This window comes from Ensifer sp. LC163, assembly GCF_001695855.1.
Lineage (GTDB): Bacteria > Pseudomonadota > Alphaproteobacteria > Rhizobiales > Rhizobiaceae > Ensifer.
This window is the reverse complement of sequence record NZ_MBSS01000021.1, coordinates 22,985-45,486: the sequence shown is the minus strand read 5'-3', so window position 1 is coordinate 45,486 and position 22,502 is coordinate 22,985. Positions and strand designations below refer to the sequence as shown.

Annotated in this window: 24 protein-coding genes; 16 read left to right on the top strand and 8 right to left on the bottom strand. The window is 61.2% G+C overall.

The features are described from left to right. The first annotated feature begins 15 nt into the window (after positions 1-15). The gene (locus BC360_RS31670) at positions 16-324 is read left to right on the top strand and encodes a hypothetical protein (RefSeq protein ID WP_139110099.1); all 309 of its coding nucleotides are present in this window, start codon (positions 16-18) and stop codon (positions 322-324) included. A gap of 73 nt (positions 325-397) precedes the next feature. Here the strand turns inward: BC360_RS31670 and BC360_RS17975 are convergent, their stop codons facing one another. After that, positions 398-1,777, bottom strand: a complete 1,380-nt coding sequence (locus tag BC360_RS17975) for a sensor histidine kinase (RefSeq protein ID WP_065796366.1) — start codon at positions 1,775-1,777, stop codon at positions 398-400. Next, positions 1,774-2,451: a response regulator transcription factor gene (locus BC360_RS17970; RefSeq protein WP_065796365.1), complete on the bottom strand. Its 678-nt coding sequence runs from the start codon at positions 2,449-2,451 to the stop codon at positions 1,774-1,776. Before BC360_RS17970 ends, BC360_RS17975 begins: the two co-directional genes overlap by 4 nt. A 77-nt stretch (positions 2,452-2,528) precedes the next feature. On the opposite strand from BC360_RS17970, the gene BC360_RS17965 reads away from it, so the two are divergent. After that, entirely contained in the window at positions 2,529-3,596 is a 1,068-nt protein-coding gene (locus BC360_RS17965) for an ABC transporter substrate-binding protein (protein WP_065796364.1), read from the top strand. A 107-nt stretch (positions 3,597-3,703) separates the two neighbouring features. Here the strand turns inward: BC360_RS17965 and BC360_RS17960 are convergent, their stop codons facing one another. After that, complete coding sequence (locus BC360_RS17960; protein WP_065796363.1) at positions 3,704-4,618, bottom strand: LysR family transcriptional regulator; 915 nt, start codon at positions 4,616-4,618, stop codon at positions 3,704-3,706. Positions 4,619-4,712: 94 nt separating this feature from the next. Here BC360_RS17960 and BC360_RS17955 point away from each other — a divergent pair, with 94 nt between their 5' ends. After that, the gene (locus BC360_RS17955; RefSeq protein WP_065796378.1) at positions 4,713-5,510 is read left to right on the top strand and encodes an NAD(P)H-dependent oxidoreductase; all 798 of its coding nucleotides are present in this window, start codon (positions 4,713-4,715) and stop codon (positions 5,508-5,510) included. 247 nt (positions 5,511-5,757) lie between these two features. Here the strand turns inward: BC360_RS17955 and BC360_RS17950 are convergent, their stop codons facing one another. Then, on the bottom strand, positions 5,758-6,195 hold the full coding sequence (locus tag BC360_RS17950; protein WP_083222616.1) for a type II toxin-antitoxin system VapC family toxin: 438 nt from the start codon (positions 6,193-6,195) through the stop codon (positions 5,758-5,760). Beyond that, positions 6,195-6,440 (bottom strand): type II toxin-antitoxin system VapB family antitoxin, encoded by a 246-nt coding sequence (locus BC360_RS17945; RefSeq protein WP_065785027.1) that lies wholly within the window; start codon positions 6,438-6,440, stop codon positions 6,195-6,197. The genes BC360_RS17950 and BC360_RS17945 overlap by 1 nt, the downstream gene beginning before the upstream one ends. 498 nt (positions 6,441-6,938) lie before the next feature. On the opposite strand from BC360_RS17945, the gene BC360_RS17940 reads away from it, so the two are divergent. The 4 genes from BC360_RS17940 (at position 6,939) to BC360_RS17925 (ending at position 10,329) form a co-directional block, all read left to right on the top strand. Next, positions 6,939-7,883 carry a Bug family tripartite tricarboxylate transporter substrate binding protein gene (locus BC360_RS17940; RefSeq protein ID WP_065785025.1) on the top strand — a complete coding sequence of 315 codons (945 nt, stop codon included), beginning with the start codon at positions 6,939-6,941 and terminating at the stop codon, positions 7,881-7,883. After that, positions 7,880-8,371, top strand: a complete 492-nt coding sequence (locus BC360_RS17935) for a tripartite tricarboxylate transporter TctB family protein (protein ID WP_065796362.1) — start codon at positions 7,880-7,882, stop codon at positions 8,369-8,371. The genes BC360_RS17940 and BC360_RS17935 overlap by 4 nt, the downstream gene beginning before the upstream one ends. A gap of 14 nt (positions 8,372-8,385) precedes the next feature. After that, positions 8,386-9,903: a tripartite tricarboxylate transporter permease gene (locus tag BC360_RS17930; RefSeq protein ID WP_065796360.1), complete on the top strand. Its 1,518-nt coding sequence runs from the start codon at positions 8,386-8,388 to the stop codon at positions 9,901-9,903. Positions 9,904-10,161: 258 nt separating this feature from the next. After that, positions 10,162-10,329, top strand: coding sequence for a hypothetical protein (locus BC360_RS17925; RefSeq protein ID WP_139110098.1), 168 nt, complete (start codon positions 10,162-10,164; stop codon positions 10,327-10,329). A gap of 193 nt (positions 10,330-10,522) precedes the next feature. On the opposite strand, the gene BC360_RS17920 is transcribed toward BC360_RS17925, so the two are convergent. Beyond that, positions 10,523-10,810 carry a hypothetical protein gene (locus tag BC360_RS17920; RefSeq protein ID WP_065796355.1) on the bottom strand — a complete coding sequence of 96 codons (288 nt, stop codon included), beginning with the start codon at positions 10,808-10,810 and terminating at the stop codon, positions 10,523-10,525. Between the two features lie 214 nt (positions 10,811-11,024). Beyond that, on the bottom strand, positions 11,025-12,128 hold the full coding sequence (locus tag BC360_RS17915; RefSeq protein ID WP_065796353.1) for a DUF475 domain-containing protein: 1,104 nt from the start codon (positions 12,126-12,128) through the stop codon (positions 11,025-11,027). Positions 12,129-12,576: 448 nt separating this feature from the next. Between BC360_RS17915 and BC360_RS17910 the strand changes: the two genes are divergently transcribed. The 3 genes from BC360_RS17910 (at position 12,577) to BC360_RS17900 (ending at position 14,880) form a co-directional block, all read left to right on the top strand. Further along, a complete protein-coding gene (locus tag BC360_RS17910) occupies positions 12,577-13,485 on the top strand; it encodes a DMT family transporter (RefSeq protein ID WP_065796351.1) in 909 nt (302 codons plus the stop codon). Positions 13,486-13,578: 93 nt separating this feature from the next. Then, positions 13,579-13,974, top strand: a complete 396-nt coding sequence (locus BC360_RS17905; RefSeq protein ID WP_065796349.1) for a VOC family protein — start codon at positions 13,579-13,581, stop codon at positions 13,972-13,974. Between the two features lie 129 nt (positions 13,975-14,103). Beyond that, positions 14,104-14,880 (top strand): ABC transporter substrate-binding protein, encoded by a 777-nt coding sequence (locus tag BC360_RS17900; RefSeq protein ID WP_065796347.1) that lies wholly within the window; start codon positions 14,104-14,106, stop codon positions 14,878-14,880. Between the two features lie 441 nt (positions 14,881-15,321). Here BC360_RS17900 and BC360_RS17895 read toward each other — a convergent pair whose 3' ends face one another. Continuing rightward, the gene (locus BC360_RS17895; RefSeq protein ID WP_244512773.1) at positions 15,322-15,834 is read right to left on the bottom strand and encodes an acyltransferase; all 513 of its coding nucleotides are present in this window, start codon (positions 15,832-15,834) and stop codon (positions 15,322-15,324) included. A gap of 124 nt (positions 15,835-15,958) precedes the next feature. Here BC360_RS17895 and BC360_RS17890 point away from each other — a divergent pair, with 124 nt between their 5' ends. From BC360_RS17890 to BC360_RS17865, 6 genes are read left to right on the top strand one after another with little or no spacing between them, the layout of a single operon-like run. Further along, positions 15,959-17,032, top strand: coding sequence for a Gfo/Idh/MocA family protein (locus tag BC360_RS17890; RefSeq protein ID WP_065796345.1), 1,074 nt, complete (start codon positions 15,959-15,961; stop codon positions 17,030-17,032). Positions 17,033-17,072: 40 nt separating this feature from the next. Then, a complete protein-coding gene (locus BC360_RS17885) occupies positions 17,073-18,050 on the top strand; it encodes an NAD-dependent epimerase/dehydratase family protein (RefSeq protein ID WP_208858195.1) in 978 nt (325 codons plus the stop codon). Further along, complete coding sequence (locus BC360_RS17880) at positions 18,047-19,195, top strand: DegT/DnrJ/EryC1/StrS family aminotransferase (protein ID WP_065796341.1); 1,149 nt, start codon at positions 18,047-18,049, stop codon at positions 19,193-19,195. The genes BC360_RS17885 and BC360_RS17880 overlap by 4 nt, the downstream gene beginning before the upstream one ends. Then, a complete protein-coding gene (locus tag BC360_RS17875) occupies positions 19,195-19,686 on the top strand; it encodes an acyltransferase (RefSeq protein WP_065796339.1) in 492 nt (163 codons plus the stop codon). The genes BC360_RS17880 and BC360_RS17875 overlap by 1 nt, the downstream gene beginning before the upstream one ends. Continuing rightward, entirely contained in the window at positions 19,683-20,807 is a 1,125-nt protein-coding gene (locus tag BC360_RS17870; RefSeq protein WP_065796337.1) for a DegT/DnrJ/EryC1/StrS family aminotransferase, read from the top strand. Before BC360_RS17875 ends, BC360_RS17870 begins: the two co-directional genes overlap by 4 nt. Beyond that, positions 20,800-22,431, top strand: a complete 1,632-nt coding sequence (locus tag BC360_RS17865; RefSeq protein ID WP_065796335.1) for a glycosyltransferase — start codon at positions 20,800-20,802, stop codon at positions 22,429-22,431. The genes BC360_RS17870 and BC360_RS17865 overlap by 8 nt, the downstream gene beginning before the upstream one ends. Positions 22,432-22,502: the final 71 nt, after the last annotated feature.

The window sequence follows — 22,502 nt, the reverse complement described above, 5'->3', positions numbered from 1 at the left end:
AGACCTGTTCTCCCAATGAGCCAACTGGCCGGGATGATGAAAATCATCCCGGCATTTTATTGTCGGCGCCCACACATTTCACCGTCCCCGGTAGCATTTCGACATATGCTTGCCGCGCAGGGCTGCCACGGCGTCACCGCTCTGGCAATTGCATCTGCGATCGACTATATGTCCGCCATCCAAAACTATCGGAGATTTATCATGTTGTCGCAGCGCAAGCTTGCGAGCCAGTTCCAGCCGCGTTTCGTTCTTCAGCTTTGGAACGCGATGCTTCGGGTCCAGACCCGCGAAACAGCTTCCCTCTTCGGCCAGCGCAGCCGCTAAAGCGCTATTCCAGTCCTTGTCCGGCCTGCCCTATTTTGTCTGCGCTGGATAAGGACTGACCGGCCCGCCTTGCTCATCCGGCCGGAAACAGGATGGCAACCTTAAGCCCACGTCCACCCGCTCCATCGGTCAGACTGGTTCGGGCTCCGTAAAGGGCAGCAATTTCCTCGACGATGGGCAGACCGAGCCCCGTTCCTGGAGCCTCGCTGGCGCCGCGCTGAAAACGTCTCAGCACGCTCTCGCGCAATTCCGGCCTGATGCCTGGTCCGCTGTCCTCGACCTCCAGGGATACGACGCCTTCCTTTTCGCTCACCCGCGTCGTCACCTCCGCGCCCCGCCCCGCGTAGAGCAGCGCGTTGCCGATCAGGTTCTTCAGCATCTCGCCGATCAGCAAAGGCTCGGCGCGGACGAAGGCTTCGCCCTCGCCATCGAACCCCAGATCGATGCCCGCGTCTCCGGCGGCGGGAACATGTTCGGCCGTGATGCCGCGCGTCAATTCGACCAGATCGATACGCTCCAATTTTCGCGCCTCATCCTTGCCGGCGGCGTCGATCTTCGCCATCAGCAGGAGCTGCGCCAGGATGCGCTCGGCGTTCGCCACGGCCTCGTCAGCCTTTTTCACTGCTTTCTTCGTGTCCTCGATCGAGCCTGCGCGCTGCGCCAGTGCCAGCTGCGTGCGGATGATTGCGAGCGGCGTGCGCAACTGGTGACTTGCGTTTCCGGTAAAATTGCGCAGCGCGTCGAGCGCCGACTGCAGACGCCCCATGAACGAGTTGACCGTATCGACAAGGCCCTGGACTTCGTTGGGCACGCGTTCGCCGATCGGATGCAGGTCGTCGGGGCTCCGCTCCGCGATCGCATCACCCAACCGGTAGAGCGGCCTAAGCGAAAAGGTAACGGCAATCCAGACGATGACGGCCGCACCGGCGATCATCAGGCCGAGACGCAGGGCAGATCTGACCAGAATCGTCTGCGCCAGTTGTCGGCGGGCGATCGTCGTTTCAGCCACCGTCACGACGAAGGGAACCGAGTTGATGCCGGTCGAGGCCGAGCGGCGAAGGGCGGCGATCCGGATCGGCTCGCCGCGGAACGAGGAGTCGGCAAAGCTCGTCGAGCTGCCGGGGGCTTCCTCAAGGGAAGGCAGGGTCTGGTAGCCGGTGATGAATTGCCCCGGCGGCCCGTCGACACGGTAGAAGACGCGATCCTGTGCCGCCGATGTCAGCATCTCGAGCGCCACATAGGGGATGTCGACCTCGAGCGAACCGTCCTCGGCCACAACCACGCGCTCGGCGATGGCGAGAGCCGAACCGGCGAGAACGCGATCCGACACGACATTGGCTGTCGCCACCGCCTCGCGGTAGGTATCCGTCAGCGCGATGACGCCGATGACGGCGGTTGAGATCAACAGCCAGCCGAGCAGCCTGCGGCGAAGGGAATAGACCGCCGCCCTCATTCGGGGCCGGCCGTCTTGTCGAGATAGTAGCCGATACCGCGTGCGGTTCTGACCGTCAGGCCATGTGGAGCCAATCGCTTTCTGAGGCGGCTGACATATTGTTCGATTGCATTCGGGCTCAGATCGTCGTCAAAGCCGGTCAGCGATTGCATGATCGCCTCCTTCGCAACCACCTTGCCAGCGCGCATGAACAGAAGCTCGAGCAGGCCCAGTTCGCGCGCCGGGATTTCAATCGGCGCACCGGCGGAGGAAAAGCTGCGCGCATTGAGGTCGAGCGAGACGTTGCCGTAGCTGACGGTCGACGCCCGCAATCCCGCCTGCCGGCGCAGCAGCACGCGCACGCGCGCTTCGAACTCGCCGATATCGAACGGCTTGATCATGTAATCGTCGGCGCCGAGATCGAGGCCTTTCACGCGCTCCTCCGGCGTGCCGCGCGCTGTCAGGATCAACACCGCCGCGCTGTTCTGCCGGGCACGCATCGCCCTCAGCACGTCGAGCCCGTCCATCTCGGGCAAGTTCAGGTCGAGGATCACCAGATCAAACGTCTCGGCGGCGGCAACCGCATGGGCAGACGCGCCGTCACTGACGACGTCGACCGCGTAGCCGCTACCACGCAGGATGGTCGACAGGCCTTCGGCAAGGACCTGATTGTCTTCAACAAGCAAAATGCGCAATTGTCTCTACTCCCCGCTCCACTCTATCCGCCGTTGGCTTGCTTGTGAACGGCGACGCGCTGAGGCATTGTGGATTTATGCGGTACTTGATTTCTCTTCTCTTTTTCGTCCTCTGTCCGCGGCTGCTTCTAGCCGCACCGGTCATTTTCCCCTCTCTTTCGGGCACCCCCGACGCCAGGACGCTCGTCGTCTATTCCTCGCTCGACGAACCGCTCGCCAAGCCGATGATCCTCGGCTTTCAAAAAGCCAATCCGGATGTCGCGGTGCGCTATGAGGATATGCTGACGGGTGAGATCTACGACCGGATCGTCAAGGAAACCGACGCCGGCTTGAAGACCGCAGATTTTGCCTTCTCGTCTGCCATGGACCTGCAAGTCAAGCTGAGCAACGACGGTTATGCCCAGCGCAGCGACCTGCCGATGAGCGGCCGCTGGCCGGCCTGGGCCAACTGGCGCAACACCGCCTATGCGCTGACCTTCGAGCCGGCGGTCTTCGTCTATCACAAGCCGAGCTTTACCAAGGAAGCACCGCCTTCGACGCGCGCCGAATTCGTCGCCTACCTCAAGCGCCAGGGCGCCGATGTCTTCGGCCGGATCGGCACCTATGACATCGAGCGTTCCGGCGTTGGCTTTCTCTTCATGTCGCGCGACCAGGAACAGTTCGGCGACATCTGGGATGTCATCCAGGCCATGGGTGCTGCCGGCGTCAAACTCTATTCCACCAGCCAGGCCATTCTGGAGCGTGTCGCCGACGGGCGGTTCGTGCTCGGCTACAACATCCTCGGCTCCTACGCGGCCGATTGGGCAGCCCGACACCCGGATGTCGGCATCATGCTGCCCAAGGACTACACCGTCGTGATGTCACGGATCGGCCTCGTGCCGCAAGCATCCGCCTCGCCCGACCTCGGCCGCCGCTACCTGGAATTTTTCATGTCCAAGGAGGGCCAGACGATCATGGCGCGGCAACTGCAGATCCCCGCGGTCAGCCCTGAAGTCGCGGGTGAAAACACCGCCAACACCATGCAGGAAATGCTCGGCGCGCAACTGCGTCCGGTGCCCGTCAGCCCCGGACTGATGGTCTATCTCGATCAGGTCAAGCGATCCAGGCTGATTGCCCGCTGGAACGAGGTTCTGCGGCTCCATTAGATCAAGCGTTTCGACCCGGTGAAATGTGTTTCGCTGGCCTCAGCCGACGCGGGATCGCTCAAACGTCCCTGACGACCATGACCGGTCGCACATCGGCGCAACGCCAGTCACTCAAGGCCCGGAATGTCGCTGATCCGCTCGGCAAAAAAATCGACAAGCAACCTCACCCGGGTAATGCCCGCACGCTCCGGCACGATCAGCATGCTCAGCGGCACGGCTGGCAGGAAATAGTCCGGAAAGATCGCCTTTAACCGGCCGGAGGCAAGCAGGTCGTCGACAAGCCATCGGTGGGCGGGGGCGATGCCTCGGCCGGCGACGAGCGCCTCGCGTGCCGCCAGCCCGTGGTCTACGCGTAGACGCCCGTGGAAAGGCACCAAATGTCGCTCACCGGTCTTCCCGTGAAGCTCCAGCAGGTCGCTGCCCGCCACGTTCGACATGCGGACGCCTTCATGCTCCGAGAGGTCCCGAGGAACGATCGGCGTTCCTCGCTTGGCGAGATAGTCCGGCGCGGCAACCAGCAGACGCTGGCTTTGCCCCAGTGCCCGCAATTTCATCGAGCTGTCGGTGAGCGGCCCCAGCCGAAGCGCAATATCGATGCCCTCCCGCACCAGATCGATGCGCTCGTCCGTCAGGCTGAGATCGACGCCGATATCCGGGTATCGCTCCTGAAAGGCAAAGATCAGTCGCGTGGCGTGCAGAACACCGAGGGCCGCGGTGCAGGAGACCCGGATTGTGCCAGCCGAGGCACCACCGGTGGCGCGTGCCTCATCACCCGCCTGCTCCACCAAGCGCAGGATCTGGACGCTGTTGGCATAGTAACGGTTGCCCTCGTCGGTCATCGTCACGCGCCGGGTCGTTCGGCTGACGAGAGGCACACCCAGCGCCTCCTCCAGTTCGCGCAATTGCCGCGTGACCGTAGACTGACCGACCCCAAGCTCCCGCGCAACGGCTGACAGGCTGCCGCGCTCGGCAACGCGCACGAATGTCCGCATGCGTTCGAGCGTGATATCGGATTTATCCATTTTTCGGCGCAATCATATGCATTTCCAAGATGTAGTGAAGCAATTGGCCGTTGTCTACATCAGGGGTCGGTTTCTCATCACAGGAATGCTGACCATGAAAGTTCTGCTTGTTTTCGCCCATCCGGAATCACGTTCGCTGAACGGTGCGCTGCGCGACGTCGCCATCCGCGAACTCGAGGCCCAGGGCCACGAAGTCCAGGTCTCTGACCTCTATGCCGACAAATGGAAATCCGAAGTCGATCGGGCCGACTTCCCTTCGCTTGCAGCCGACACCCAGTTCAAGCCGAGTCGCGCATCGAAAGAGGCCTTCGTGGCCGGCATGCTGACCGAGGATGTGAAGGCGGAACACGAGAAGCTTCTGTGGGCGGACACACTCATCCTGCAGTTTCCGCTCTGGTGGTACACGATGCCGGCGATCCTGAAGGGCTGGGTGGATCGGGTCTATGCCTACGGATTTGCCTATGGTGTCGGCGAGCACAACGACACCTATTGGGGCGACCGGTTTGGCGAAGGCGCGTTCAAGGGCAAGCGGGCGATGTTGATCGTCACCACCGGCGGCTGGCAGGAGCACTACTCCGCCCGCGGGGTCAACGGACCGATCGACGACCTGCTGTTCCCCATCAACCACGGCATCCTCTACTATCCGGGATATGATGTGCTGCCGCCTTTTGTGGCCTACCGGGTCGATCGCATCGACGCGGCCGGCTTCGAGGTGGTTGCGGAGCGCCTGCGCGAGCGGATGCGCTCCCTTTCGACCACGCCGCCTATCCCCTACCGGCGTCAGAACGGCGGCGACTATCTCATCCCCAGCCTTGAGCTCCGTCCAGACCTCGCCAATCCGAGTGATCGCGGCTTCGCCCTCCACATCGATCGGCAAGATGCAGCCGAGTAGCCGTGCAGCGTTGCAGATGAAATTTGCAGAAGCGGCTTCACTAGCTCTTGCGCTTCGCCATTGAACCGTTTCCCGGTCTGACCGGGAAACGGTTGGCGGACGGAACTCCGGCCTCAGCCTTGTGGCGCCGAACGGCCACACGCCGCGTTGCATTCCGGCGACGGTGCCGGGTTCAGGACGCTGGCTGCTATTCAGGACAAGGTATTGGTCAGCTGTCTACGGCTTGGCGTCGTCCCGGCTGGCGATCTCAGGCAACATCGATATCTGTCCGGGAAAAGTCATCGCCTTTGAACAGAAGCGGCACATGCTGGGACTTCGCACAAGCATAAGCGAAACAATCGCCGAAATTCAGCCGCGCCGGATGGCCGACAAAGCGACCATAGTTGCGTGCCGCCTCAATTGCTGCGCGGTGCAGGGATCCGCTGATAGTCATTTCTTGCCCATCGATTGCTTCAAGGAATTGCGCAACACTCTCCTGCGCCAGTTCGATGATATCCGGTGGCGTTGGAGCCTGGTCGCCGTTGTGCGAGATGGCAATGATACGTGCCAGGCTGATCACCGCTTCGAACACAGCAAGTGACGAATAAAAGATTGGCGTCTTTGACATCTCGATTTTGGAGAGATGATAACCAGCATCTTCCTCGCCGGCCAACACCGCCACGATCACAGAGGCGTCCAGAAACATCAGAGTTCCCACATCTCGTCGGTGAAGCGCTTCATGTCAAAGTTGGGCTTGTTCGACCCCATACGCGCTCTGAACTTGTCTTGAATTTTTGCGACGCGCTCGCGTAACGGCACTTCTTGCCGGATGCGATCGAGTTCATGCTGCAAGGCGCGCCGAACGGCCTCTGTCTTGTTAGGAGCCTTGGACAGTTTCTGGAGCTCGGAAGCGAGATCGTCGACTGTATCGTCACGAATATAGAGCGCCATGGCTTTCTACCGAATATGCAGCAAGGAATATTCGAATATTCTATTCCGAATATTCAAGCAACACAAGACAGAACAGTTGGCTTACTATGCGCCATAAAACGAAGAGAATTTGAGCTTCTCGACCCACATCACCGCCGGCGCTCACTTCTTAGTTGGCAAATGACGCGAGAACGTTCGCGATTCGCGCACCAACGGAAACGGCAGGGGCGCTTGCCCCATGGCGAGGCCATTCGCGCCGCAAGCGGCAAGCAACAGCCTAAGATTTCGTAAACACTGCGCTTCATTTTCGCATTGAGGACTTGATGTCAGCTTAATGTCAGCTTTCTATGATGGCTTAGCAGTCGCTGGCGCCCCGTGGAGGCGGGCCCGCCGGTTGCGCACTGGGAGGAAGTCACCAATCCGGTCAGCGACAAGGGTCCTTTGGGCACCGTCGCGTCTTCCCGTTCGCACGCAGAAACAACGTGCGCGTGGAAAATCGCGCCTCATGGAGGACTGACCTTGAAACACTTTTTCCTGGCATCCATTCTCGCCGGCGCAATGGCGCTGCCGGCCTATGCGGCTGACTACACCATCATCGCTCCGGCAAATCCGGGCGGCGGCTGGGACCAGACGGCCCGCTCGCTCCAGACCGTCCTGCAGCAGGAAGGCATCTCCGGCAACGTTCAGGTCCAGAACGTACCGGGCGCCGGCGGCACCATCGGTCTCGCTCAATTCGCAAGCCAGCAGAAGGGCAACCCGAACGCCCTGATCGTCGGCGGTTACGTCATGGTCGGCGCGATCCTGACCAACAAGTCGCCGGTCACGCTCAAGGATGTCACCCCGATCGCGCGGCTCACCGGCGAATATGAAGCGATCGTCGTTCCGGCCGCTTCCGAGATCAAGACGATGGCTGACCTCGTCGAAGCCCTCAAGAAGGATCCGGGTGCTGTGTCCTGGGCTGGCGGCTCTGCCGGCGGTACCGACCACATCGCCGTTGGCCTGATCGCCAAGGCAGCCGGCGTCGACCCGACCAAGATCAACTACATCGCCTACTCCGGCGGCGGCGAAGCCCTTGCAGCCATCCTCGGCAGCCAGGTTACGGCCGGCATCTCCGGCTACGGCGAGTTCGAAGCCCAGGTCAAGGCCGGCACGCTGCGCCTGATCGCGGTTTCGAGCGGCGAGCGCATCGCCGGCATCGACGCTCCGACGCTGAAGGAATCCGGCCTCGATGTCGTCGTTGAAAACTGGCGCATGGTTGCAGCGGCTCCTGGCCTCACCGACGAGCAGAAGGCGGCCGTTTCGGCCGACGTCGAAAAGCTTGCCAAGTCGGCCGGCTGGCAGGAAGTCCTGAAGACCAAGGGCTGGCAGGATAGCTACCTTGCAGGCGACGCATTCGCCGCCCAGCTCGACAAGGACGTTGCGGCCACCGAAGGCGTCCTCAAGGACATTGGACTGGTGAAATGACCAAGGGGCTCAACCCTTCCACCACAACGCGTCGCCCGGATCGGGCGGCGCTCTTCATCGCGGCCGTGCTGGCCGCCATCGCTGGCCTCATTTTCTGGGACGTGTCGCGCCTGGCAGGCGCTGCCGGTTACTCCCAGGTCGGACCGACGACGGTCCCCTATGCGATCGCCTTCTGTCTCGCCGGCCTTTCGGTCTGGACGGTCTTCGAAGCCCTCCGGAACGACTTTCCCGAGCGCGAGCGTCAGGAGTTCGGTCCAGTATTCTGGATCGTCGCTGGCCTTGTCGCACAGATGCTGCTGTTGAACGTCGCCGGCTTTTCCATCGCCACCGGCATTCTCTTTGCGCTCACCGCGCGCGGGTTTGGCAAGCGCAAGCTCTGGTTCTCCCTGCCAGTCGGCATCGCGCTCTGTTTTGCCGTCTGGGTGATATTCGCCAAGCTTCTGCAGTTGTCGCTGCCCGCAGGGCCGCTTGAACACCTGTTCTTCTAAGAGGGCCGTCGACCATGGCTACTTTTGAATTCCTGTTGCAGGGACTGTGGGTTGCTGCCCAGCCGATGAACCTGCTTTACGCGCTGATCGGCGTGACGCTCGGGACCGCCGTCGGCGTGCTTCCCGGCATCGGCCCCGCCCTGACCGTCGCCCTGTTGCTGCCCGTTACCTACCGGCTCGATCCCGCCGGTTCGCTGATTATGTTCGCCGGCATCTATTATGGCGGCATGTATGGCGGCTCGACCACCTCGATCCTGCTCAACACACCGGGTGAAAGCGCCTCGATCGTCACCGCGCTCGAGGGCAACAAGATGGCCCGCGCCGGACGTGGCGGACCTGCGCTTGCGACCGCCGCCATCGGCTCATTCGTTGCCGGACTGATCGCAACGCTCGGCCTTGCGTTCATCGCGCCCTATATCGTCAAGCTGGCCCTGGTCTTTGGCCCACGCGAATACTTCGCGCTGATGGTACTCGCCTTCGTGACAGTTTCCTCGGCTTTTGGCGACTCTACCCTTCGCGGCTTGACGTCGCTCTTCGTCGGCCTGGCGCTGTCCGTCGTTGGCATCGACCAGCTGACCGGTCAGACGCGTCTCTCCTTCGGCGTCCCGGAATTGCTCGATGGTATCGAAGTGACGACACTTGCTGTCGCCATGTTCGCGATCGGCGAAACGCTGTTCATTGCGGCGCAAGGCGACAAGGGGCCGGACAAGGTCGAGGCCGTCCGCGGCTCGGTCTGGATGAGCAAACTCGACTGGGCACGCTCGTGGAAACCCTGGCTGCGCGGCACCTTCATCGGTTTTCCGATCGGCGCCATGCCGGCCGGTGGCGCTGAAATCGGCACTTTCCTGTCCTATGCGACAGAAAAGCGCCTGGCGAAGCATCCGGAAGAATTCGGCAACGGCGCCATCGAAGGCGTCGCAGGTCCGGAAGCTGCCAACAATGCATCGGCTGCCGGCACGCTCGTTCCACTGTTGACGCTCGGCCTGCCGACGACCGCGACCGCAGCGATCATGCTTGCCGGTTTCCAGCAATATGGCCTGCAGCCCGGCCCGCTGTTGTTTGCCACCAACCCGCAGCTCGTCTGGGGTCTGATCGCCAGCCTGTTGATTGCCAACTTCATGTTGCTGGTCCTGAACCTGCCGCTGATCGGCCTGTGGGTTAAGCTGCTGACCATCCCGAAGCCATGGCTCTATGCAGGCATCCTCCTGTTCGCGACGCTCGGCACCATCGGTGCCAACCCGTCGGTCTATGAGCTCGGCATGCTGCTCGCCTTCGGTCTGCTCGGCTATGCCATGCGGGTGTTCGGCTTTCCGATCGCGCCAGTCGTCGTCGGCCTCATCCTTGGGCCGCTCGCTGAGCAGCAGCTCCGCCGGGCACTGGCAATCAGCCAGGGGGACGTGAGCGTGCTCTTCACCTCGCCGATCGCCGCCGTACTGCTGGCCATCGCTGCGGCTGCGCTAATCGTTCCGCTGATCCTGCGGGCGCGCGGACGCGGCCAAGTGCTGGCGCAGCTCGCAGCCAACGAAGACTAAAAAAGCCTTGCAGCGCCGCGCGCCTGCGTCGGCGCCCCGCGCTGCAACCTTTGTTCTTCTGCATAATTTATCCCTAGATCGAGTCCGACTTGGGAATTATGCAGGAGCCTCCCAAGGCTCAACTAGCAGGCTCGGTCGATCGATAGTCGACCGGGCCTGCTTCCTTTGCATGGCTGGAGTGTCCAATTGTGCATTGCAAAAAAACCCGGCAAACCCCATCTTTTGCTCATCAGAGAGAAAACGAAAGCGAGCAAAGAGATGGCTACCACAACTTACCGCAAGGGTTTCATCGGCCGCGCATTCGCAGTTCTCGGCGCCGCTAGCGCCGCTGCCGCTGCTGTCGAGGGCCACCGCCGCCCGAAGGCAAGCGACTTGCGCACCCTCGGCATCGATCCGGCCAACTTCCCGGACGCACGCCGCAGCTAACAGAGATTTCCAGCGCCCGTCACGACAGGGCGCCTTATCCTCCCAAGGATGAAACGGCTCGACCTCGAGAGAGGACGGGCCGTTATTTTTTTGGCCAATTGCGCCTACAGCGCCGCGCATCAAATATGATGCGCAAAGGACGCTGTAACGCTTTAAACTTGCTGGATAATTTTATCCTTAGATCGATTCCGATTTAAGGAATTATGCAGTAGCGCCCCGTAGCCACCCGCACCAAGTCGCGCATGCGTTGCCGCAGGATGCGTCCCCATGGCACCTCGGCATCGATTGCCCGGTAGCCGGCCTGTGTCAGCGAAAAGCGGACGCTGCCGCCGATCTCGCGTCTTGTGATGTACTGCATGTTCAAGGCACGGAAGACCGCCGCGTGAAGCTCCTGCGGCCAATCGATATCATCGGCCGGCACCCGGTGAGCGCCTGCTCGGTAAACCTCTTCCAAAACCCGCTGCAGATCGCCTGAAATCATCAACCTGTTGTCCCTGGATAACCTGTCGTCCCTGGATAACCCGTTATCCAGGGACAACAGCCGTTTGGCAACGCCGGCGGCCGTCGTTGCTGGCCTTCGGCTGCAAAAAGGCCCCGGCGCGATCTGAACTGACCCCCGAAGTTGGAGATCCAACTTTCGGGGGTCAGTTCAGATCGCGCCGGGGCCTTTCAAGAAGTATGCGTGGTCGAGCTGCTTATGCCTCGACGTGGGCCCGCTGATGGCTCACTTCCCCGCTGAGTTCTGCCTCGCGTTCCCGCTTGTTGTAGCGGATCGAGGACCAGAGCGAGATACCGATCAGGGCAGCGCCGCCGAGGCCGGTGACCACCTCAGGAATGTGCACCAGCGTCTGGAAGTACATCACCACCGAGAGGATCAGGATCGCGTAGAACGCGCCGTGTTCCAGGTAGCGGTACTCGTTGAGCGTGCCCTTCTCCACCAGCATGATTGTCATCGAGCGTACATACATCGCGCCGATGCCAAGGCCGATCGCGATGACGAAGAGGTTCTGCGTCAAGGCGAAGGCGCCGATGACGCCGTCGAACGAGAAGCTCGCATCAAGCACTTCCAGGTAAAGGAAGGCACCGAAGCCGCCCTTTGCCGCAGCACTCATCGTCTGCTGCGACGCGTCGAGCAAACCTCCGACCACCTCGACGGCGAGGAAGGTCAACAGGCCGTAGATACCCGAATAGACGAAGGTATGTGCCTCGGCGGGATCGAGCAGGGTTGAGAAACCAAGGATGAGCGCCAGCACGAAGGCAATTTCGATGCCCTTGATCGTGGCGAAACGCGCCATCTTGCTTTCGACCCAGGTGATCCAGTGCACGTCCTTCTCATGGTCGAAGAAGTAGGTGAGGCCCACCATCATCAGGAAGGTGCCGCCGAAGGCGGCGATCGGCAGGTGCGCATCATTCATGATGCGGGCATATTCTTCGGGCTTGGTCGCTGCCAGAACGATCGCATCGATCGGCCCGATGCTCGCCGCGATAACGACGATGAGCAGCGGAAAGACGATGCGCATGCCGAAGACGGCGATGATGATACCCCAGGTCAGGAAGCGGTGCTGCCATTGCGGGGTCATGTCCTTCAGCTTGTTAGCATTGACGATCGCGTTGTCGAAGGACAGCGAGATTTCGAGAACGGCCAGAACGGTGCAGATGAAGAACACCGTGGCCATGCCGCCGAGCGTGCCGGTCGACTGCCAGCCGAGCCAGGCGCCGAGCACAAGGCCGATCGCCGTGACGATGAAGGCCCACTTGAAATAACCAATGGCGGTTGTGTGCGTTTGAGGCTGCGTCATCGACGGACCTCCTTCGCGCGCACGACACCCGGTTCGCAGAAAAAGTGAGGTTTGGAAACGAAAACACGCACGGCCGAAAGGGCACATGCGTTAGGCATGAGATCAGTTTTCATGGTAGCTAATCCGCCGGCTAATTTGCTGGCGGTACCGACATCACGAGAGCGCCGTAAAAACTCTCGCCAGAGGGGCCCGGCACCAGTGTTCATCCCGCGGTCCGATGTCTGGACGGCAGGATCACCCCTTAAGTAGCAGCGCCGCGCGTTACGTCAAGAGGCAACACTACCGCCCACAGATGATCTCGCATCCTCTCGGCAAAAGCCTTGATGGCAGTAAGGTTGTCTGCTCGGCGAGAATCATTCGTAAAACTTATCGTCCCATACGAAGAGCGCGATGGATCGGCGCGCTGGAATGTGTAAAAGGCGCGGGAACACGTTTGAAAGCCGCTCCCATGACCATACTGACCGCCTCTGCAACCGCTCCGAACGCTGCTCGGACAGGTGTCATCATCATGCTTCTCGGCATGCTGATGTTCTCGCTGAACGACGTTATGGGCAAATGGCTGGTGGCGACCTATTCCGTCAGCCAGTTGATGGTGATCCGCAGCATCGCGGCATTGCTCGTGCTTTCGCCCTTCATCCTGAAACGCGGGCTGCGCTCGATGTTGCGCGTCGAACGTCCCTGGCTCCAGGCGCTGCGCTCGCTGCTTTTTGCCGTAGATGCATCGGCGTTCTATTTCGCCGTCGCCTACATGCCGCTCGCCGACACCATGACCTATTGGCTGGCAGCGCCGATTTATGTTGCCGCGGCCTCGCCGTTCCTGCTCGGCGAGAAGGTCGGCTGGCGGCGATGGACGGCGATCCTCGTCGGTTTTGCCGGCGTCGTGATCGCGCTGGAGCCGTCGAAGGACACCTTCAGCCTGCCGGCCCTGATTGCCCTTGTCGGCAGCGCCGCCTTTGCCTTTGCGCTGATGCTCGGCCGAACGCTGCGCTCGACCCCGGATACGACACTGGTCTTCTGGCAGGTCGTCGGCGCGCTCATATTTTCGCTGGTCGGCGTTGCCGCCAACCCTGCCGGCTGGGCGCCCGTCGATGGCGAGGCCGTGCTTCAGCTCGGCATGCTGGGCATCGTTGCGATGCTGGCGCACATTCTGGTCAACCGAGCGCTGAAACTCGCCGATGCGGCGACTGTGGTGCCGCTGCAATACACGCTCCTCCTTTGGGCCGTCGTCTTCGGCTGGTGGTTCTTCGGCGACATGCCGCGCCCGACCGTCATCATCGGCGCCGGGCTGATCGTCGCTTCGGGCCTCTTTATTTTCTTCCGCGAACAGCAGTTGAAGAAGCGGGGCCGAAGCGTCTAGCCGCCGGCAAGCGATCGGAACCTTGGGAGGAGGGTTCCCACCTCCCTTGCCCTCTGATACTTCGCACGCGTCTCAAAGCTGAAGGAGGCCCACTTGGCCAAAGCGATCCATTCGATGATCCGGGTTCTCGACGAGCAGAAAACCATCGATTTCTACGGCGCAGCATTCGGGCTTTCCGTTGCCGAGCGGCTCGATTTCGAAACCTTCACGCTCGTCTATCTCAGCAATGAAGAGAGCGAATTCGAACTCGAGCTGACAATCAACAAGAATCGCACCGAACCCTATGCGCTCGGCGACGGTTATGGCCACCTCGCTTTGTCGGTGAGCGATCTCGACGGCGAGCACAAGCGATTGACCGAGGCCGGGCTTGGCCCGAACAAGATCGTCGAGTTCAATCGCGACGGCGCACTTCTGGCGCGGTTCTTCTTCATCACCGATCCGGACGGCTACAAGATCGAAGTGTTGCAGCGCCATGGCCGCTACAAGTGATCGTCTGACGGCGATCATAATCAATCGAAACAATACCGATTATCGCGACTATCTATTTCGCTTATAGGTGGACCGGACTTAGTGTTCTCCGGAAGCATCAAGAACGATGCGCCAACAAGGGGAACACGGATGAAGACGCAGATTGCAGCAATCATGCTGGCCGTCATGGCGACGGTAACGTCGGCCGGGGCCGCAGACAAGATCAAGATCGGCACCGAAGGCGCCTATCCTCCTTTCAACTTCGTCGATTCCGCCGGCAAGATCGGCGGCTTCGATGTCGATATCGGGCTGGCGCTCTGCGAACGCATGGAGGCGGACTGCGAGGTTGTTGCACAGGACTGGGACGGCATCATTCCCGGCCTACTCGCCAAGAAATACGATCTCATCATCGCGTCGATGTTCATCACCGAAGAGCGCAAGAAGCAGGTCGCATTCACCAATCCCTATTATCTCGCGGCCATGACGCATGTGGCACCGAACGGAGCCGGCATCACCGCCTTCACCAACGACGCCCTCAAGGGCAAGGTGATCGGAGCCCAGTCGGGCACCACGCAGGCGGACTTCATCGCGGCCACCTATCCGGACGCCGAAATCAAGCTCTATCCGACCCAGGATGAAGCCAATCTCGACATGGTCAACGGCCGTCTCGACCTGCAGGTCGGCGACATGCTGCCGCTGCTGGATTGGGTGACGAAGAACGACGACGGCAAGGCTTGCTGCGAAATCATCGGCGAACCGATCACCGACAAGAAGTTCGTCGGCGATGGCGTCGGCATCGCGGTCCGCCAGGACGACAACGACCTGCGCGAAAAGCTCAACAAGGCGCTCGAGGAAATCCGCGCCGACGGCACCTACAAGAAGATCAACGACAAGTACTTCACCGTCGACGTCTATACGATGAAGTAGACGGATCGGCTGCGACCGCCACCAGGGCGGTCGCAGCCAGGCTCCGGGACGCCAGACCAACAGCCATAACTCCTTGTCGTCCTCCCCGCGGCCTCGGCGAAGTCGCACCGTAGGCAACAGGCGAGACTTACGACATTGTCGAGTGCACGGCCACGCTCCCCAATCAGAGCCCGGGCACCGGCCGCATCGAAACGATACCAGCCGATATTCTCGCCGGCTCGACCGTCATCGCGGATGGCGCTCGGACTGAGCCGAATGCGACGATTTCGAAGAGCCTGCGGATCGGGCGAAACGCGAAGGTGACGTTGCGAGCCGTTGTCACACGCGACGTTCCCGACGGCGGACACGTAACCGGCAATTTCGCCGTTCCACACGAGTGCTTCCTTGACCAGCTTCGGCAGGTGCGCTGACCCACTCTTCTGCTCGACGCATTCCGCAGCTTCAATCGGTCACGACGTCCCCAGCGATACGCGCTGGCGTTCCCCACGCCTTCGTTCCGGCCGGGATGTCGCTGTTGACGAAGGACATTGCGCCAATGACAGCGCGATCACCGATCGTCACACCCTTGGCGATGATGGCGTTCGGACCGATATACACGCCGTGGCCAATGGTCGTCGGAGCATAATCGATCGGTGCCCGACCAAGCGTGACGCTCCTTTGAACAGTGTCATGCGAGTAGATCTGAACGCCGGCCGAGATGGAACAATGGTCTCCGATCGCCAGGCCGCCGGAACCATCAAGAATGGTGTTCGGGCCGATCCAGGTGTGGGCGCCGACTTTGACGTCGCCAAGTATCAAAACATTGTCGTAACAGGATGTCCCCTCGCCGAAGCCATACTCACGTGCGTTCTCCCAGCGATCGGTAAGGAGATCCCCGAGAGAGACACGCCGTTTGAACTTTTCGAGCTTCTCCTTCTGCAAGGCCGCTTGCAGCACTCTTAGAGCATTGAACACCAGGCTCCCCCTGACCAATCCGCAATACCTGCACCCTAAATTCCCTTCGGTGGAAACAACAGGCAAGAGTGCCCAGCTCGGAGAGTTATACCCACGTCAGGCCCAAGCAAGCTTTCCTCGCAATATGAACCTACGCGGTTGCTTGAGAGGAATCAGCATGATCAGGGTCGCACTTTGCGGGATGGGGTATTGGGGACGGAATCTTTTTCGGGTGCTGTCGAGCAACCCCGGCATCGAACTCGTCGCCGTCGTCGATCCGAAACCGGAGCTCGCAGACAGGCTCCGCCAATCGCACCCGCAGATCGTGGTTCACGCTGACGCCTGCGCCGTCATGGCCGATCCGACGATCGACGCAGTGGTCATCGCGACGCCGGTGTTTTCACATTACGACCTGGCTCGCGCAGCCCTGGAAGCCCGCAAGCATGTCATGGTCGAGAAGCCGATGTGCGCGTCGAGCGCCGAGGCGAGTGACCTTGTCGCACGCGCCGAGGCTTACGGGTTGACGCTGATGGTTGACCACACCTTCCTCTTCCACCCAGCGGTCCTGAAGCTGGCGGATCTCGTCCACTCCGGCGCGCTCGGCCATGTTTCCTATTTCGACTCACAGCGCATCAATCTCGGCCTTTTCCAGCCGGATGTGAACGTTCTCTGGGACCTCGCGCCGCACGATCTGTCGATCCTCGATTTCCTCTTCGGCATCGAACCGGTCGATGTCGAGGCGACCGGTTACTGCCACGTCAACCAGGGCTCGCCTGATATCAGCTATCTGACGCTGCACTATCCCAATTCGATGGTGGCTCACCTCAATCTGAGCTGGATGTCCCCGGTGAAGCTTCGCCGCGTCGCGATCGGCGGCAGCGAGCAGATGGTCGTCTGGGATGATCTCAATAGAGACGAGCCGCTGAAAATCTACGATTCCGGCATCACCTTCCATTCGAAGCAGGAGCGGGATCTTATCCTGCCGAACTACCGGATTGGATCCGTTTCCTCGCCCCGGCTTGCAGCGTCCGAGCCGCTTGTCGATGTCGTCGAACACTTCCGACAATCCGTCACGAAACAAGTCGCCTGCAGGACAGACGGGCGCCTTGGCCTGCGCGTCGTGCGCACCCTTGAGCGCGCGCAAGCCGCACTTGACCTGAGCCTTCGGCGCGTCCGTGGGTTCATGCCCGCTTCAATCAACGCTGTAGCCGCGGAATAGACCAATGCAGAACACATCATCGCCTAAGACCGTCAACGCCTTGAATGGCAAGCGCATCTTGGTCACTGGAGGAGCCGGTTTTGTCGGCTCGCATATCGTCGATCAGTTGATGCAGCAAGATGTGACAAAGGTCGTCGTCATCGACAACATGGTGCGCGGCAGGTTCGCCAACCTTGCATCGGTTCCCCACCCCGATCGCCTCGAGGTCATCAACGCGGATATTCGCGACCGTGACCTGCTCGACAGCTTGATCGGCAACAGCGACGTTGTTTTCCATCAGGCCGCCCTTCGCATCACCCATTGCGCTGCCGAACCGCGGCACGCCTTCGAAGTGATGGGCCAGTCGACATTCGAACTCATCGAAGCCTGCGTGAAGCACCGCGTCGAAAAGCTCATCGCCGCCTCCTCGGCCTCGATCTACGGCCTTGCACCGGAGTTCCCGACGACCGAAGCCGCAGCGCCCTATGCTGACCGGACCCTATATGGCGGCCTCAAGCTTCTCAACGAAAGCCTGCTCCGTTCGTTCAACGATATGTTCGGCCTCAACTACTGCGCCCTACGCTATTTCAACGTCTATGGCACGCGCATGGATATCCACGGTCGCTACACCGAGGTGCTTATCCGCTGGATGGAGCGTATCGCCGCCGGACAGGCACCGATCATCTTCGGCGACGGGCTGCAGACGATGGACTTCATCGATGTCCGCGACGTTGCGCGCGCCAATATCGCAGCGGCACTCTCCCCGGCGTCCGATCAGGTGTACAACGTCGCCTCTGGCGAGGAAGTATCGCTCAAGCAACTCGCCGATGCGCTTTTGAAGACGATGGGGCGCCCCGATTTGTCGATCGAGTATATGCCGGCTCGAAGCGTCAATCCGGTCGAGCGGCGGCTCGCCGACCCGACCAAGGCAAAGGAACAGCTCGGCTTCGAAGCGACGATCAGCCTCGAGCAGGGACTGTCCGATCTTGTCGCCTGGTGGCAGCAGGAACGGGCGCTCTCGATGGAGGCAGCGCAATGATCCCGCTGATGCGACCTCTTGTCGGCCAGGCCGAAGCCGACGCCGTTGCCGCGGTCATTGCATCCGGCTGGTTGACGCAGGGCCCGCAGGTTCTTGCGTTCGAAAACGAGTTTGCTGCCATGACAGGCGCTGCACATGCCTGCGCCGTATCGAACTGCACGACGGCCCTGCATCTGGCGTTGCTTGCAGTCGGCGTCGGACCGGGTGACGAAGTCATCACCGTCAGCCACAGCTTCATTGCCACGGCCAATTCCATCCACATGTGTGGTGCGACGCCCGTCTTTGCCGACATCGGCCCTGATGGTTTCAACATCGACGCGAGCGCGATCGCCGCGCTCGTCACCCCGCGCACGAAGGCCGTGCTGTGCGTCGACCAGATCGGCATGCCCTGCGACCTTCCCGCCATATGCGAAGTTGCCCGCGCCCACGGCCTGCGGGTGGTGGAGGATGCGGCTTGCGCGAGCGGGGCCGAGATCCAGGCCAACGGCACCTGGACCAAGGTCGGCGGCACGTTCTCCGATGTCGCCTGCTTCTCGTTCCATCCCCGCAAGATCCTGACGACAGGGGAAGGCGGAATGATTACGACGAACGACCCCGAAATTGACGCGCGCTGCCGGCTGCTTCGCCAACACGGCATGAGCGTTTCGGATCTTGCCCGCCACAAATCCAACCGCGTCGTGACCGAAACCTACGATGAATCCGGCTTCAATTACCGAATGACCGACATGCAGGCAGCGGTCGGGCGCGAGCAGTTGAAGCGGCTGGACAGCATCGTTGCCGAGCGCCGTGCCTTGGCGCGACGCTACGCCGAGCAAATCAGTGAAATCGACAGCGTCGCCGTGCCGGCCGAACCCGGGTGGGCGCGCTCGAACTGGCAGAGCTACTGCGTCGGCCTGCCGGAGGCTGCGGACCGGGACGGCGTCATGCAGTCGATGCTGGACAAGGGCATCGCGACCCGTCGCGCGATCATGTCGAGCCATCTCGAGAAGCCTTGGCAAAACGCCCGCCACGGCGGGTTGGAGCGATCGGAGAGGGTTAGCCGCACCCATCTCATTCTTCCGCTGTTCAACGGCATGACGCAAGACGAGCAGGCCATCGTCGTCGAGGCGTTGAAGACGTCGCTTTCCACACAAGGTTTGAATTGATGCCGATTGCCGACACTGTTGTCCTGGGTGAAAACGTCGTCATCTACCATCCGGATCTCGCCAACCTCTACGGCTGCAAGATCGGCGATGGCACACGTGTCGGCACGTTCGTCGAGATTCAGTCGGACGTCGAGATCGGCGCCAACTGCAAAATCCAGTCGCACTGCTTCATCTGCTCAGGCGTCACGATCGAAGACGGCGTCTTCGTCGGGCACGGCGTGATGTTTACCAACGACCGCTACCCGCGAGCCATCAATGACGACGGCAGCCTGCAATCGGCAGCCGATTGGACCTGCCTGCCGACCCGTGTATCCAAAGGCGCCTCGATCGGCAGCAACGCAACGATCCTGCCGGACCTCGTCATCGGTCAATACGCATTGGTGGCCGCGGGTGCCGTCGTGACGCGCAGCGTCCCGGACCACGCAATCGTCGCCGGCAACCCTGCCCGCATCGTCGGCTCAACTTCCCCTTCGCAACGGACATCCGCATGAACGCGCACGCCACCGTACCCTTCGTCGATCTCTCGATCCAATGGAACCAGATCCGTGCCGACGTCATGCCCGACGTCGAGCGGCTGTTCGAGGCAAATGCCTTTTGCCTGGGACCATGGGCCACCGAGTTCGAAAAGCGCATCTCCGACTATCTGGGCGCGCGGCATGCCGTGGCCGTCAGCAGTGGCAGCGCCGCCCTCCATCTCGCCGTCATTGCCGCCGGAATTCACCGTGGAGACAAGGTGCTCGTGCCTGCGCACACCTTCATCGGCACGGTATGGGGCCTTCTCTACGAAGGTGCGATCCCGGTCTTCTGCGATGTGGAAGCAGCTACCGGCACCATCGATCTGGCCGATGCCGAACGCCGGCTCGACGACGGCGTCAAAGCCATCATCCCTGTGCATCTCTATGGGCAGCCGGCCGACATGTCGGCGACGATGGATTTTGCTCGCCGCCATAACCTCACGGTCATTGAGGATGTCGCCCAGGCGATCGGCGCACGCCACGACGACCGCAGCCTCGGGACGATCGGCGATCTCGGTTGCTTCAGTTTCTATCCGGGCAAGAACCTGGGCGGGGCCGGCGAAGGCGGCCTTATCGTCACCAATGACGACGAGCACGCCAAAGCGCTGCGGGCGCTCAGGGACCATGGTCAGTCGCAGCGTTACCTGCACGAGCGGATCGGCTACAACTATCGCATGGATGGTCTCCAGGCGCTCGTCCTTGGCCACAAGCTCGGCCACCTCGACGCCTGGACGGATCAACGGCGCGCAATCGCCGCGCGTTACAGGAACGATCTGGCAACAGCGCCGCTGAAGCTTCCGGAGATCGTGCACGGCGACCATGTCTACCACCTCTATGTGGTGCGGACGGAGCGCCGCGACGAATTGAAGGCCTATCTTGACGGACACGGCATCCAGACGGGTCTGCACTACCCGATCCCGCTGCACCGGCAGCCGTGCCTGCTCGAACTTGCGGCGGGCCAATCGAACTTCCCCGTTGCAGAAGACTTTGCCGCCCAGGGGCTGTCGCTGCCGATGTTTGCGGGCATGCGCGCCGACCAGCAGCAACGCGTCATTGACGCCGTCCTTGCATTTTTTGACGGAGAGAGCCATGGCTGAGACAGCACCGCGTCGCAAGGTCCTCTGCGTACGGCCGCGACCGAACCCGGACTGCGCAGCGGTCCTAGCGACCGTCATCGATGAGTGGGTACATACGCTTGCGTTGCATTGTGACGTCAGCGTCATCGAGCAGGACTTCGACTTTGCTGAGGTCTACGAGCAGCTGAAGCCCGATTTCCTGATCTTCGACTCCGTCCATTGGGGGCGACCTCACCGGTTGAACATCGCCAACGCAAAAGCGCATCCGCATGTACCGCGTGCGCTGTATCTCAACTGCGACCCGCACGACCCGATGCGGCCGCTCATTCTGCAGATGCTCGACAACTACGGCATCGACACGGTTTTCTGCACCGGCAACGAACAAATCCAGCATATGCCGGAACTGCTGCGGATCGCCTCTTTCATACTGCCGAAATTCATCGATCCCACCGTGTTCCACGATTACAAACTCGACAAGATTATCCCCGTCACGGTTTTCAGTGGGCATCTGTTCCCGACCTTCTACCCCTGGCGTGCACAGGTGACGGAAGAGGTCCAACGTCTGTTTCCGACACTGGTCTATACGCATCCCGGTTACGACAAGAACCATCAGACCCCCTTCGAAGTGCGTGACGAGAAATACTCGCAGCTGATTTCACAGAGCTATTTTTCTATCGCCGACACCACACGGATGGATTACGTCGTTCGCAAACATCTGGAGATCCCGGCATCCGGCGCGATCCTCGTCGCGCCGGAATCGGAACCATTGAAGGAATACGGTTTCGTCGATCTTGAGAATTGCGTGCTCGGCTCCGGCCGCGAACTCTATATCAAGATAAATGCGATCTCCCGCAGCCCCGATCTCTATTCCTACATCTGCAAGCAGGGCCACAACCTCGTTCACAGCCGCTACACCCGGCAATCCTGGACGTATTTACTCGATTGGTTCGAATGCCGCATCCGTCGTCAGCCCGGAGAAGTCGTGCAACAGCAAGGCAAGTTCGGACCGTTCAAGAATGTTCGAGCCACGCCCGGTACGCCGTGGATTGCCGACGCTGTCATCTTCGACAGCCCGATGTCCGCCGTGCTGCGGTCGGCGCGTGACACGATCCTCTCGGGAGAAAACCTCGCCACAGCCAAAGCAGGTCTCCACGACCTGACCACCTGGATCGGCCATGTTGCGGAGCCCTGGCTGCTGTTGGGCGTCACCTCGCTTCTCGAGGGTGACCTTGATCAGGCGGCCCTTTGGCTCAGCCGCAGAGGCAATGCCCAGGGCCAATCGGACCCGGAACTTGGCCGCCTCGATCCGGTCGAAATCGCCTGGCTATTGATGCTCGCCGAACTGCTCGAAGACGAAGGCCTGCGCGATCTGATGCTGGAGCGGGCGATCGACGCTCCCCACCTCAGCATCCGTCGCATGCAATGGCTATGGCGTGCCGATGCCGATGGATTCGACGACCACGTGACCGGCGTCGATGGTCCCGAGCCTGGCGACTGCTTGTCGATCCATTGGCTTGGCCAGGAGGATCTCGCAACCTGGATCTCCCTTGCCGAGCGCGTGCTGGCCGCCAATGGCAGAGCCGACCGGATTCGCTACGGTGCCGTTCTAGACGGCCGGTCCAAGATCATGCTCGGGACGAAATGAATAGGCACCGGGCCGCCGATATCGACGGCCTCGTCGCTTCGATAACTTCCGTCGAAGCTTGCCTCCACCTT